Raw genomic sequence first — 13,592 nt, 5'->3', positions numbered from 1 at the left:
GGAATCGGGATGTGGCCGTTCCGGCGCAGGGGTAGGCAGGCGGAGTCACCCGGACCGAAGGTGGACCCGGCGCAGGGTGACCCGACCGCGCGGGCGCTGCGGGAGGCCGCGCAGCGGCGTGACTGGGGCACGATCCGGGATCTGCTGGTGCCGGTCACCGACCCGGACGACCACGCCTTCTACGTCGAGTCGATCGCGGGCGTGTCCGGGGTGCAGGACTGGATCGGCGAATGGGTCGACGCGGAGCCCCGGTCGACCCTGCCGTTGCTGGTGCGCGGCGCACACGCGGTGTTCTGGGCGTGGGAGGCGCGGACCGCCGCGCGCGCCGAGAACGTCGGCCAGGAGCAGTTCAAGGAGTTCTGGCGGCGGCTGCGGTTCGCCGAGAACAGCCTGGACGAGGTGGCCGACCGGGATCTCGACGACACCACCGCCCGGACCTTCCTGGTCACCTCCGCCCGGGGCCGGCAGGTGGACGCCGCCGAGGCGGCCCGGCGGTTCGAGGACGTGGTGGCCCGGCACCCCCATCACCGGATCGCTCACGAGCAGATGCTCCAGTACCGCTGTCGCAAGTGGTTCGGCAGCCACGACCAGATGTTCGAGTTCGCCCGGCGGGCGACGGCCACCGCGCCCGCCGGGTCGCCGCTGCCCAATCTGATCGTGGTGGCGCACCTGGAGAGGTGGCTGGACCTGCCGGTCGGTGAGGACGACGAGTATCTGGACGACGACGCGGTGCGCGCGGAGCTGAACGCCGCCGCCGACCGGTCCGTGCGGCACCCCGACTACGTCCGCCGCCCTGGCTGGCCGAGCCTGCACAACACCTTCGCGATGGGGTTCGCCAGGTCTGGCGATCTGCGTTCCGCCGCCGGGCAGTTCGAGGTGATCGGCGACCAGGTGACCGACTGGCCCTGGCAGTACATCAACAGCAACCCGGTGATCCCCTTCCTAGCCTGGCGTGACGACGCGGTGACCGCCGTCGGCTGAGTGTCCGGCGGGCGGCACGGCAGGCGGCAGGCTGCGCGGCGGTCGGCGGCCGAGCCACCGGGGCCGCCGCCGGGCGGGCTTCGGCTGGCTGGGCGATATCCTCGGGCCGGTCGGGGCCGGTCGGCTCCGGACCAGGTGCGCAGCGTCGAGGTGGGCGGATGGTGGACGGGCCCGGTGCGCCGGTGCGGGCGGCGGTGGTCGGCACCGGCCTGATCGGCGGGTCGGTGCTGCTCCGGCTGCACGCCGCCGGACTGGACGTGACCGGCTGGGATCCGGACGAGGAAACCCGCCGGCGGGCCCGGCTGGCCGGCGTACCGGCGCAGGAGCGGCTGGTCGACGCGGTGGCCGGTCGTGATGTGGTCTTTCTCGGCGGGCCGCTGCCCACGCTGCCGGCGACCCTGGTCGAGGTCGCCGCCGCGACCGGCGAGGGCTGCCTGCTGACCGACGTTGGTAGCACCAAGGCCGAGCTGGCGGAGTTCGCGGCGGCGCGGGGATTGACCCACCGCTTCGTACCCGGGCATCCGATGGCGGGCACCGACCGGGCCGGCCTCGCCGCGGCGGCTCCGGGGCTGTTCGTCGGCGCCCCCTGGGTGCTCTGCCCCGCGCCGGACGGTCTCGCCGCGTTCCGTCGGCTCAGCACCCTGATCACCGAGGTCCTCGGGGCCCGGGTGGTGCCGATGGCAGCGGACCGGCACGATGCGGTGGCGGCGCTCGCCTCGCACGTGCCGCACCTGCTGGCCGGGGCGCTGGCCGGGGCGGCGCAGCGGTCGCCGCTGCGGGACGCGGTCCTGACGCTGGCCGCCGGAAGCTTCCGGGACGGCACCCGGGTCGCCGGCACGCCGCCGCAGCGCACCGCGAACATGTTGGGTGGCAACCGCGACGAGGTGCTGGCCGCGCTGGCCGGGGTCTCCGCGTTCCTCGACGAACTGGCCGGGGCGTTGCGGTCCGGCGACGGCGACACGCTCACCGCCCGGTACGCCGAGGCCGGCACCGCCCGGGTCGCGCTGGCCGGCCGCCCGTACGACGAGCAGGTCCGGTCGTTCCCGGCCGGCGAGGAGCACGCCGAGCTGGCCTGGCTGCGTGACCTCGGTGCGGCCGGGGGCCACCTGAGCGCGTGCGAGGTGGTGGCCGGCGCCGTCTCGTACACCGCCCACCTCCCCGACGGCGCCTGAGCGCCGGGCCGGGCCACGGCCGCCGGTCGACCGGCACATCGGCGGGCGGGCGGCGAGCCGCGCCAGTAGGGTGAGGGCATGGTGGACGGACCGGTGGTGACGGTACGCGGCGAGGCTTACCGCGAGGTCGCGCCGGAGCTTGCCCGGTTCGCGGTGACCGCGCTGGCCCGCGACCGGGAACGCGAACCGACGCTGACCCGGCTGGCCGAACGGGCCGCCGCGATCCGGGTGCTGCTCGACTCGTACGGCCCGACGATCGACCGCCGCGAGGCCGGCGAGCTGCGGGTGCGGCCGGAGACGCGGCGCTCCGGCGAGCGGGTGGTGGCCTGGCACGGCTCGGTGGTCACCACGGTGACCGTGACGGACTTCACCGCGCTCGGTGAGCTGATGCTGCGCCTGGCCGACCAGGACCAGGTCGAGGTGGCCGGGCCGTGGTGGTCGCTGCGCCCGGACAGCCCGGCGTACCGGGCGGCCCGGCACGCCGCGATCGCCGATGCGCTGCAGCGGGCCCGTGAGTACGCTGAGGCGCTCGGCGCCCAGGTCACCGACCTGGTCGAGCTTGCCGACGAGGGCGGCACCGCGCAGCCGATGATGGCCCGGATGGCCTTCGACGCCGGCGGCGCGGAGGCCGGTGGCCCGCCGGAACTGGAACTCGATCCGCAGGTGCAGGGGGTGCACGCGGCCGTGCGGGCCCGGTTCACGATCAGCCGACCGGTCCTGACCTGATGCCCGCCGCCCAGGTGCTGCCCGTCGGGGAGCTGCTGGAGCGCGCCCGCGCGCTGGCCGACGCCGGCCCGCGTCAGCTGCTCGGCATCACCGGCGCCCCCGGGGCCGGCAAGTCCACGCTGGCCGCGCAGGTGGTGGCGGCGGTCGGCCCGGCCGCCCGGCTGGTGCCGATGGACGGTTTCCACCTCGCCCAGGCCGAGCTGCACCGGTTGGGCCGGAATCTACGCAAGGGCGCGATCGATACGTTCGACGCCAACGGCTACGTCTCGCTGCTGCGTCGCCTGCGGCGCAAGGAGCCGACCTCGGTCTGGGTGCCGGAGTTCCGCCGGGATCTGGAGGAACCGGTCGCGGGGGCGATCGAGGTGCCGCCGGAGGTCCGGCTGGTGGTGACCGAGGGCAACTACCTGTTGATCCCGGACTGGCCCTGGGACGAGGTGCGGGCGCTGCTGCACGACGCGTGGTTCCTGGATCTCGACGCCGACCTGCGGCGGCGCCGGCTGGTCGCCCGGCACGTCGCGTACGGACGGCCGGAGCAGGACGCCCGGGCCTGGGCTCTGGGCAGCGACGAGGCCAACGCGGCGCTGGTGACCGGCACCGCGACCCGGGCCGACCTGGTGGTACGCCTAGCCGAGCCGCCGCCGGGGTGACGGCACCGCCGGCCGGAGCAGCCACGCCACCCGGGATCTCTCCCGTTGGAACTCGACCGCCTCGGGGTAGCCGCTGTGGCTGCGGATGGGCGGGTCGGCCACCTCGCCGTCGCTCGGGTGCAGCGCCTCGGGATCGGTGACCGCGATGTCCCGTTCTCCCGCGGTGACCGGCCAGCCGAGTGGGTCGGTGTCCCGCCAGAAGTTCGTCCAGCCGGTGCCGCCGGAGGGGCGGGCCAGCGCCTCTGCCAGCACCGGCAGCCGATCCGGGCCGAAGTAGGCGGGGAAGATCCGGCCGTAGAGGCGGGTCAGCTGGCAGCCGTAGGAGAAGAACCAGATCCGTCGCCGCCAGCGGTGGGGCAGCTGGAGGATGACCGCGGTGCAGATCACCGTGCCCTGGCTGTGTCCGGAGAGGATGATGCCGTCCATCCGGCGGGGATCATGCTCGGTCAGGGCGAGCAGGCCGGCGGTGCGGGTGAGCAGTTCGGGCACGGCCCGCTCGGCGTAGCTCGGTGGGGCGAGCGGGTGGGCGGCGCGGGGCCAGAACGTGCCCACGTCCCAGACCACCCCGACCGACCGGCGGATGGTGTCGGTGCGGTAGACGAGCAGGCCGACGGCGGCGATCCCCACCGGCAGCCAGCCGAGCAGCGCGTCGCCGGTGTCGGCGACGGCCTTGACCAGGGCGGCGGTCCCGCCCGGTGCGGTCGCCTGGGGGTGGGCGGGGGAGAGGACGGCGACGCAGCTGAGGGCGGCGAGCACGGCCATCGCCCCGGCGTACCAGCCGGTCAGGCGCAGCGCGTGTTCGCCGACCAGCCGGTGCAGTGCCTGATGGGTGCTGACGTCCCGGGCGCGGCGCAGTTCGTGCGCGGACAGCGGGCCGCTGCGGGCCCGCAGCTCGGCGTACTCCTCGCGACGCAGCCGACGGAAGAGCACGGCGGCGCGGCCGGCGGCCAGGGCGAGCAGCAGCAACGCGATGCCGAAGCTCAGCCCCGCCCAGGTCACCGGGGTCGGCGGGACCACCAGGGACCGGCCGCTGGGGGTGGCCGCGCCGTTGAGCCGGTCGGCGACCCAGTAGAGCAGCCCGGTGCTGTACGCGAGGCAGAGCAGCCAACCGAAGCCGGCGATGACGGCCGGTGCCCGGCCCCGCCAGGCCAGATCGGTGTGGGGTTCGAGCGGTTGCCGGGCGGCGGTGGGACGGGTCCGGGGCAGCAGCAGGCCGATCGCGGCGAGGGCCAGCAGCGGCAGGGCGAGCTGCCACATCTCCAGCGGGGCCGGCGGGACGGCGGGCAGCCAGCCCGCGCACCAGGCGGCGCCGGCGGCGATCAGCAGCGCGGCGACGGCGGGTGTGGCGGCGCCGCGCCGTCCGGAACGGGCGGTCGCCCCGATCGCCATGAGCAGCAGCAGTTGGCCGGTGCCCAGCCCGGCGATGATCCGGTCGAAGCCGGGCAGCGACCGGTCCGCCAGGCACCCGGGCAGGGTGGGGTCGTCGGCGCAGCCCACGGGTGGGCGTAGCTCGGCCAGCGGGGTGCCGCCGGCACCGTCGGGCAGCATCAGCAGGGTGACGGTGCCGGCCAGGCCGACTCCGGTGAGGACGATGACGGTGATGCTCCACGGGCCGAGTGGGGTGGCACCGTCGCGCCGGGTCAGCACGGGCCGGGCGATGGCCACCATTGTGATCATCAGGACGGCGGCGATCGCCGCGATGGCGGACCAGGTGAGGACCGCCCGGGGGCCGTGGGGTGGGTCCAGCACGGCGATCGTGCCGAGCGGGACCGCCGCCGCCACCACCGTGGCGGTGCAGAGGTGCAGCACGGCCGCGCGCCGCAGCTGTCCCTCTCCCCACCAGAACGTCGGCTCCTGGAGCGGGTTGGCGAGGGGGCCCGGTGGTGGTTCGGGAACGGGCGGCGGCTCCTGCACCGGCTGGGCGGTCGGCAGGTCGGCGTCGACCGGCGCCGGTGTGCGGTGTCCCGGCGGGTCCGTCGTCGGGTCGGCGGGCATCACCGCCTCGTACTGGTACGTCCGCCAGGCGACGATGCCGAGCACCCCGATCAGGGCGAGCGGCACGGTCAGGCCGACCGCCAGGGCCCGTCCACCCTCCCGCCACCAGGGGCTGGCGAGGAACTCCCACGGCCCGGGAATCCGGCCCAGGCAGGTCTCGTTCACGCACTGCCAACCGATGAGGTCGACGCCGACGCCGGTCAGCGCGAGCACGGGCGTGCCCGTCAGGGTCAGGCAGAAGAGCCGGACCAGCCAGGCCGTCATCCCGGATCGGCTGGCCAAGCGCTCGGTGGTGGGATCGGGCGGTATCCCGGGCCGCGCGTGCAGGGCCACGTTCGCCAGGGTGAAGGGCAGCAGCAGCGTCCACAGTGCCCGCTCCACGTCCCGTGCGGTCCGCGCGCCGGAGGTCAACCGCCCCCAGCTGTACGCCTCGACGACGATCGGGTCGAGCGGTGCGGCGGTCGCGGAGCGGTAGAAGCCGGTGACCGGGCCGCCGGCGACCAGCCGTGGCTGGGGTGGCTCCCCGCCGGGCTCCGCCCTCAGGCCCAGGGTTTCGGCGGGCGGCGTGTTCGACACTCCGTGTACGCGCAGTTCGAGGATCCGACCGCCCATGCCAAGCCTCCTGGTGACGCCCGTGTTACCTACAGTGCCCGACTCGGCGGGCGGGGCGCCATTCCCCGTGAGGGTGTTTATGCAGGTAGGGGCCAGATTGTGGGTCAGTCGAGCTGTCGTACTGGTCGAGCGGGATTGCCGAGCGCGACGACGTTGGCGGGCAGATCCCGGGTCACCACGGCACCCGCGCCGACGACGGTGTTCTCACCGACAGTGACGCCGGCGAGGACGATCGCCCCACCGCCGAGCCAGACGTTGTCGCCGATGGTGATCGGCCGCGCCGACTCCCACTTGGCCCGGCGTGGCTCCGGCTCTACCGGATGGGTCGGGGTGAGCAACTGCACGTTCGGGCCCACCTGCACGTCGGCGCCGAGCGTGATCGGCGCGACGTCGAGGAAGACGGCGTGGTAGTTGACGAAGCTGCGGGGCCCGATCCGGATGTTGTAGCCGTAGTCGCAGTAGAACGGCGGGCGGATGCCGGTCTCCTCGCCGAGCTCACCGAGCAACTCGCGCAGCGCCGCCCGGCGGCCTTCCCGATCGTCGACGCCGCTGGTGTTGACCTGTTCCATCAGCCGCAACGCGCGGAGGTGGTCGGCGACGAGTTCCGGGTCGTCGGCGAGGTACGGCTCGCCGGCCAGCATGCGTTCCTTCATGGACGTCATTCGTCTGATCATGCCCAAGGCCGTCGCCGCGCGGACTCAACTTCGTCGAATTCTTGACTCCCTTTTGCATACTCAGTATGTAATTCTGATGGGCGTCGATGTGTCTCTCATCGATGAAAACGCTTCGAGGGAGGATTCCGTTGCCACGAAGGAGCAAACTGACCGCCATCGGACTCGTACTGGGTCTGATGCTCGGCGTACCGGCGGCGGCCACGGCCGCGCCGTCCTCGCCGACAGCGGCGCCGTCGACCCATCCCACGACCGTCCGGCCGACCACCGGCGGCCAGCCGAACACCGTCACCCTGCTCACCGGCGACCGGGTGACCGTCACCGCGGCCGGCGCGGCGAGCGTACGCCCGGCCGAGGGCCGCGCCGGCATCCGCTTCCTCACCCAACGGCAGCGTGACCACCTCTGGGTGGTACCGCAGGATGCCCTGCCGCTGATCCGCGACGGGCGGGTCGACCGCCGGCTCTTCGACGTGGCCGGGCTGATCGCCGCCGGCTACGACGACGCACGCCGCGACGACCTGCCCCTGCTCATGACCTACGGGCTGGCCGCACAACGGGCCGGCACGCCCGACGGGGTGACCGTCACCCGTGACCTGGCGGCCATCGGCGGTGTCGCGGCCACGGCGGACAAGCAGCGGGCCGGCCAGGTCTGGGCCGCCCTCGCCGGTAGCGGCGGCGCCCGGTTCGACGCGGCGGGGGGTGTCGAGCGGATCTGGCTCGACGGTCGGCGACAGCTGACGCTGGAGCACAGCGTGCCGCAGATCGGCGCGCCCGCCGCCCACCAGGCCGGCTACACCGGCCAGGGGGTGCGCGTCGCGGTGCTGGACAGCGGCGTCGACACCGCGCATCCGGACCTGACCGGTCGGGTCGCCGAGGCGCGGAACTTCACCGAGGAGGCGAACCCGGGCGACATCGTGGGGCACGGCACCCACGTCGCCTCGATCATCGCCGGCAGCGGTGCCGCCTCGGATGGCCGTTACCGGGGCGTGGCGCCCGACGCGACCCTGCTCTCCGGCAAGGTCTGCGAGGAGTACGGCTGCACCGAGTCGGCCATCCTGGCCGGGATGCAGTGGGCCGCCACCGAGGCGCGGGCCGACGTAATCAACCTGAGCCTGGGCGGGATGGACACCCCGGAGATCGACCCGCTGGAGGAGGCGGTGAACACGCTCACCGAGCAGACCGGTGCGCTCTTTGTGATCTCGGCCGGCAACGCCGGCCGGGCCGGCTCGGTCGGCTCGCCGGCCAGTGCGGAGGCCGCCCTCGCCGTCGGCGCGGTCGACCGGGACGACGAACTCGCGTACTTCTCCAGCCAGGGACCGCGGACCGGCGACGACGCGCTCAAGCCGGACATCACCGCACCCGGGGTGGACATCGTCGCCGCCCGAGGCCAGGGCACGCAGCTCGGCGACCCGGTCGGGCAGCAGTACGTCGCCGCCTCCGGCACCTCGATGTCCGCGCCGCACGTCGCCGGGGCGGCGGCCCTGATCGCCCAGCAGCACACCGCCGCGACGGCGGAACAGCTCAAGGCCACCCTGATGAACTCCGCGCGGCCGCACCCGGAGCTGACCGCGTACCAGCAGGGGGCCGGCCGGGTCGACCTGGCGCGTGCGATCACCCAGACGCTGCTCAGCGAGCCGGCGAGCGTCTCGTTCGGCCGGACGCTCTGGCCGCACGACGATGACGAGCCGATCCAGCAGGAGCTGAGCTGGCGCAACACCGGCCCGGCGGCGCTCACCCTGGACCTCACCGTCGAGGCCACCGGCCCGGGCGGGGAACCGGCGCCGGCCGGCCTGTTCGTGCTGAGCACGGGGCAGGTCGTGGTGCCGGCCGGTGGCGTGGCGTCGGCCACCGTCACGGCCGACACCAGCGTCGACGGCCCGGACGGTTACTACACCGGCCGGATCGTCGCCCGCTCCGGCGATGTCGTGGCGAGCACGCCGGTGGCCGTCAACAAGGAGGTGGAGAGCTACACGCTGGCCATCCGTCACCTGGATCGTGCCGGCGCCGCGTCGGCGGACCACATCACCTTCCTGATCGGGCTGGACGACTTCAGCGAGTTCGTCGCGTACGACCCGGACGGCACGGCCGAGGTGCGCGTGCCCAAGGGTCGGTACGGGCTGGCCAGCTTCCTGTTCGAGGGGGAGGGCGAGAGCACGGCGCTGGTGGCCCGGCCCGAGCTGGTGGTGACGGCGGACGCCGAGGTCACGGTCGACGCGCGCCGGGCGGGACCGGTGCGGGTAACGGTGCCGGACCGGTCGGCGACGTCGGTGCTGGCCGCCGTCGACGCGACATTCGTGATCGGCGACGACGGCGCCGCCGGCTTCGGGGTGGTCGGCGACGACTTCTCCGGCATCTTTGTCGGGCAACTCGGCCGGCCGGTCGCGGCGGGCCGCTTCGCCGGCACCGTGACCAACCAGTTCGCCGACCGGGAGGCGGACAGCAGCCCGTACCTCTACGCCGTGGCCGAGAACTTCCCGGGCCGGCTGCCCACCGGGCTGACGAAGCACTACCGGAGCAGTGACCTGGCCACCGTCCGGCAGACCTTCCGGGACGGCTATCCGGGCACCGTCGCCGACCGAGCGGCGTTCGCCGTCTTCGAGCCGGACCTGGGCGCCTGGGCGGCCGTGCTGCCCGTCGCGGTGCCGGGGAAACGGGTCGAGTACTACAACACCAAGGGGGTGCGGTGGAGCACCGACCTGTGGATCGGCACGCAGGCCGAGGACGTCCCATGGCTGGAGCCGGTGGCGATGCTGTCGGCGGATCCGACGGCGTACCGGGCCGGACGGACGTACCGGGACACCTGGAGCGGCGCACCGTACGGGCCGTCCTTCCCGGCGCCACGCTGGCCGGGCGAGGGCCTGACCCGGCAGGGTGATGTGATCAGCCTGGCCGTGCCGCTGTACAGCGACGCGTCGGGGCACGGCGGCGAGTCGTTGACGGACACCTCGCGCACCGCGCTGTACCGCAACGGCAGGCTGGTCGACGAGGGCCCGTACCACGGCTGGGGGCAGTTCGAGGTGCCCGCCGGGCTCGCCACGTACCGGCTGGAGACGTCGGGGAAGCGCAGCTTCACCGACCTGAGCACGGAGGTCGCCACCACCTGGACCTTCCGGTCCCGGCATGTCCCGGGCGCCGATCCGTTCCGGCTGCCCACCTCGGTGATCAGGTTCGCGCCGGGGCTGGACGCGCGGAACGCGGCTCCGGCGGGCCGATCCTTCGTCATCCCGGTCACGGTGCAGCGCCAGCCCGGTGCCCCGGCGGCGAAGACGGCGAAGCTCACCGTCGAGGTCTCCTACGACGGCGGGCGAACCTGGCAGGCGGCCACGGTACGCAAGGCGGGTAGCGGCTGGCAGGCCACCGTGCGGCACCCGCGCGGCACCGGCCACGTGTCGCTGCGGGCCAGCGCCCGCGACACCGCCGGCAACACCGTGACCCAACGGATCATCCAGGCGTACCGCCTGAAGTGATCTCCGGTGGTGGGCCCGGCGCGGCGGCGCCGGGCCCACCATGCCGGTCAGTCGTTGGCGTGCAGGGCGGCGTTCAGCTCGATGCCCCGGCCGGTGCGCGGCCGGGCCTCCAGCGCGCCGGTGACCGAGTTGCGCCAGAAGAGCAGCCCGTCGACGCCGGACAGCTCGCGCGCCTTGACGACCCGGCCGTCCGGAAGGCTGATCTTCGAGGCGGCGGTGATGTAGCAGCCCGCCTCGACCACGCAGTCGTCGCCGAGCGAGATGCCGACCCCGGCGTTCGCGCCGACCAGGCTGCGCTCGCCGATGCGCACCTTGTCGGTGCCGCCGCCGGAGAGGGTGCCCATGATGGAGGCGCCGCCGCCGATGTCCGAGCCGTCGCCCACCACCACACCCTGCACGATCCGTCCCTCGACCATGGAGGTGCCGAGCGTGCCGGCGTTGAAGTTGACGAAGCCCTCGTGCATGACCGTGGTGCCGGAGGCGAGGTGGGCACCGAGGCGGACGCGGTCGGCATCGGCGATCCGCACCCCCGACGGCACCACGTAGTCGGTCATCCGGGGGAACTTGTCCACCCCGTAGACGCCCAGGTGGCGGCCGGCGGCCCGCTCGATCACGCGCAGCTCGTCCACCCGCTCCGGCGGGCACGGCCCGGCGGAGGTCCAGGCCACGTTCGCCAACTTGCCGAAGATGCCGTCGAGGTTGACCTCGTTGGGGCCGGCCAGGCGGTGGGAGAGCAGGTGCAGCCGCAGGTACGCGTCGGGAGCGTCCTTGATCGGGTCGTCCAGCGAGCCGATGACAGTGACCACCTGGACGGTACGCAGACCCGGCAGGGCCCGGTCGCCGATCGCCCCGGGCGGCAGATCCAGCACGTCGGCCTCGTCCTCGCCGGCGACCAGCGGCAGCTCGCCGAGGCCCAGCTTGCCCGTCGGGTACCAGGTGTCGAGCACCTGGTCGTCGGCGGTGACGGTGGCCAGGCCGATGCCCCACGCGGATTGTGTGGACGTCACTTACTCACCCCTCGTTGCCTGCCGCGGGCTCGCGTCTCGCGGTCGCCGGTTGTGACGGTACCGTGCGGACCATGGAGAACCCGCTTACCCCCGAGGTCCTCGCCGATCCGGTGGCGTTGACCCGCGCACTGGTCGACATCGAGTCCGTGTCCCTCAACGAGAAGGCGATCGCCGACTGCGTCGAGGAGGTCCTGCGGCGGGTGCCGCACCTGGCGACCCACCGGCACGGCAACACGGTGATGGCCCGTACCGACCTGGGCCGGGCCTCGCGGGTGGTGCTCGCCGGCCACCTGGACACCGTTCCGTTGAACAACAACTTCCCGTCGACGCTGCGCGGCGATCTGATGTACGGCTGTGGCACCTCGGACATGAAGTCCGGGGTCGCCTTCGCGCTGCACCTCGCGGCGACCCTGCCCGCGCCGCGCTACGACGTGACATACCTCTTCTACGAGGCCGAGGAGATCGAGTCCAGGTACAACGGCCTGAAACTGGTGGCCGAGGCGCACCCCGAGTGGCTGGCGGCCGACTTCGCGCTGCTGCTCGAACCGACGTACGGCATCGTGGAGGCGGGCTGCCAGGGCACCATGCGGGCGACCGTGGTGACCACCGGAGTCCGGGCCCACTCGGCCCGCTCCTGGCATGGCGTCAACGCGGTGCACGGCGCCGGCGACGTGCTGCGCCGCCTGTCGGCGTACCAGGCGCGCCGGGTGACCATCGAGGGGTGCGAGTACCGCGAGGGGATGAACGCGGTGCGGATCCACGGTGGGGTGGCCGGCAACGTGGTGCCGGACCGGTGCGAGATCGAGGTGAACTACCGCTTCGCGCCGGACCGTACGCCGGCCGAGGCCGAGGCGCACCTGCGCGAGACCTTCGCGGGCTACGAGCTGGCGGTGACCGACTGCGCGCCGGGCGCCCTGCCCGGGCTGGAGGCCGCGCCCGCGCGGGAGTTCCTGGCGGCGGTGGGCGCCGCGCCGATCGGCAAGCTGGGCTGGACCGACGTGGCCCGGTTCGCCGCGATGGGGATTCCCGCGCTGAACTTCGGCCCGGGTGATCCGAACCTGGCCCACCACCCCGACGAGCACGTCGAGATCGGCAAGATCCGTGACGGCGCGGCCACCCTGCACCGCTGGCTCGCCCCGGCCTGACCGGCGGGGGCCGGATCGGCGGGCGGCGCGGTGGGTCAGACGGCGGTCAGCTGGGAGTCGGCGCTGGGTTCGGCCGGCGGTTCGGGCGGGCTCTCGAGCAGGCGGGCGCTGCGGCGCTCGGCCACCACGTCACGGATGCGCCGCTGCATCTGGCGCCGTATCCGGACCCGTTCGTTGTTGTTGATCACGCTGTCTCCTCCCCCGAAGCCCGCGCGCCGGGGCATACCCGGTATGTGAATAGTAAGACGTACGGGAAAGCGATTTGGTTGCACAAGATCACGAAGTGTTTGCCGGGTTCTTCGGCCGGACTCCACTACGGTTGCTCCCATGACCCAGAACAACCGGCGCGAACAGGGACAGGAGAGGCATCGAGGCCCCGTCACACTCCGTCGTCAATCGCTCACCAGGAGCACCGCCGACCAGCGTCTGCTGGACTCGCGGGCGCGTGCCGACTGGAAGACCCGGGACGCCTGGCGGGCGCTGCGCATCCTCTCCGAGTTCGTGGAGGGCTTCGACACGCTGGCCGACCTGCCGCCGGCGGTCAGCGTCTTCGGCTCGGCCCGCAGCAAGCCCGACAGCGCCGAGTGCCAACTCGCCGAGGCGCTGGGCGCGGCACTGGCCCGGGCCGGGTACGCGGTGATCACCGGTGGGGGCCCCGGCGTGATGGAGGCGGCCAACCGGGGGGCGAGTGAGGCCGGCGGCCACTCGGTCGGTCTCGGCATCGAACTCCCCTTCGAGCAGGGCATCAACGAGTGGGTCGACCTGGCCATCGACTTCCGCTACTTCTTCGCCCGCAAGACCATGTTCGTCAAGTACGCGCAGGCGTTCGTCGTGCTGCCCGGCGGGTTCGGCACCCTGGACGAACTCTTCGAGGCGCTCACCCTGGTGCAGACCGGCAAGGTCACCCGGTTCCCGGTGGTGCTGATGGGCACGGAGTACTGGCAGGGACTGCTCGACTGGTTGCGCGACACGATGGCCGCGGAGGGGAAGATCGGCCCGGTCGACCTGGAGCTGATCTGCGTCACCGACGACGTCGCCGCGGCGGTGCGGCACATCGTGGAGGCCGAGGCGGCCCTCAACGTCGAGCAGGAGGCGGTACGCGAGGAGGCGGTCGCCCGGGTTGCCGCCGATCAGCAGGCCGCGGCGGACGAGTCCACGGAGCGCTGACC

Annotated in this window: 11 protein-coding genes; 7 read left to right on the top strand and 4 right to left on the bottom strand. The window is 73.6% G+C overall.

From position 1 onward, the window contains the following. Positions 1-60: 60 nt before the first annotated feature. From O7615_RS08170 to O7615_RS08155, 4 genes are all read left to right on the top strand, one after another. Complete coding sequence (locus O7615_RS08170) at positions 61-981, top strand: DUF4034 domain-containing protein (protein ID WP_278176759.1); 921 nt, start codon at positions 61-63, stop codon at positions 979-981. Between the two features lie 158 nt (positions 982-1,139). After that, on the top strand, positions 1,140-2,153 hold the full coding sequence (locus O7615_RS08165; RefSeq protein ID WP_278176758.1) for a prephenate dehydrogenase/arogenate dehydrogenase family protein: 1,014 nt from the start codon (positions 1,140-1,142) through the stop codon (positions 2,151-2,153). A gap of 78 nt (positions 2,154-2,231) precedes the next feature. Then, complete coding sequence (locus O7615_RS08160; protein WP_278176756.1) at positions 2,232-2,879, top strand: SIMPL domain-containing protein; 648 nt, start codon at positions 2,232-2,234, stop codon at positions 2,877-2,879. Next, positions 2,879-3,526 (top strand): nucleoside/nucleotide kinase family protein, encoded by a 648-nt coding sequence (locus tag O7615_RS08155; protein WP_278176755.1) that lies wholly within the window; start codon positions 2,879-2,881, stop codon positions 3,524-3,526. Before O7615_RS08160 ends, O7615_RS08155 begins: the two co-directional genes overlap by 1 nt. On the opposite strand, the gene O7615_RS08150 is transcribed toward O7615_RS08155, so the two are convergent. Together O7615_RS08150 and O7615_RS08145 are read right to left on the bottom strand one after the other, a co-directional pair. Beyond that, a complete protein-coding gene (locus tag O7615_RS08150) occupies positions 3,503-6,133 on the bottom strand; it encodes a hypothetical protein (protein WP_278176754.1) in 2,631 nt (876 codons plus the stop codon). The two genes, O7615_RS08155 and O7615_RS08150, sit on opposite strands and share 24 nt — an antisense overlap. Positions 6,134-6,237: 104 nt before the next feature. Next, the gene (locus O7615_RS08145) at positions 6,238-6,795 is read right to left on the bottom strand and encodes a sugar O-acetyltransferase (protein ID WP_278176753.1); all 558 of its coding nucleotides are present in this window, start codon (positions 6,793-6,795) and stop codon (positions 6,238-6,240) included. Positions 6,796-6,983: 188 nt separating this feature from the next. Here O7615_RS08145 and O7615_RS08140 point away from each other — a divergent pair, with 188 nt between their 5' ends. Beyond that, entirely contained in the window at positions 6,984-10,271 is a 3,288-nt protein-coding gene (locus tag O7615_RS08140; protein ID WP_278182017.1) for a S8 family serine peptidase, read from the top strand. Positions 10,272-10,318: 47 nt separating this feature from the next. Here the strand turns inward: O7615_RS08140 and dapD are convergent, their stop codons facing one another. Next, positions 10,319-11,278, bottom strand: coding sequence for a 2,3,4,5-tetrahydropyridine-2,6-dicarboxylate N-succinyltransferase (gene dapD, locus O7615_RS08135; protein WP_278176752.1), 960 nt, complete (start codon positions 11,276-11,278; stop codon positions 10,319-10,321). Positions 11,279-11,349: 71 nt separating this feature from the next. Here dapD and dapE point away from each other — a divergent pair, with 71 nt between their 5' ends. Continuing rightward, complete coding sequence (gene dapE, locus O7615_RS08130; protein WP_278176751.1) at positions 11,350-12,423, top strand: succinyl-diaminopimelate desuccinylase; 1,074 nt, start codon at positions 11,350-11,352, stop codon at positions 12,421-12,423. Positions 12,424-12,458: 35 nt separating this feature from the next. On the opposite strand, the gene O7615_RS08125 is transcribed toward dapE, so the two are convergent. Continuing rightward, entirely contained in the window at positions 12,459-12,611 is a 153-nt protein-coding gene (locus O7615_RS08125; protein ID WP_278176750.1) for a hypothetical protein, read from the bottom strand. Between the two features lie 139 nt (positions 12,612-12,750). Here O7615_RS08125 and O7615_RS08120 point away from each other — a divergent pair, with 139 nt between their 5' ends. After that, the gene (locus tag O7615_RS08120; protein WP_278176749.1) at positions 12,751-13,590 is read left to right on the top strand and encodes a TIGR00730 family Rossman fold protein; all 840 of its coding nucleotides are present in this window, start codon (positions 12,751-12,753) and stop codon (positions 13,588-13,590) included. Positions 13,591-13,592 lie beyond the last annotated feature (2 nt).

It is taken from the genome of Micromonospora sp. WMMD1082 (genome assembly GCF_029626175.1).
GTDB lineage: Bacteria > Actinomycetota > Actinomycetes > Mycobacteriales > Micromonosporaceae > Micromonospora.
The sequence above is the reverse complement of the archived record's forward strand: the minus strand, read 5'-3'. Positions and strand labels throughout refer to the sequence as shown.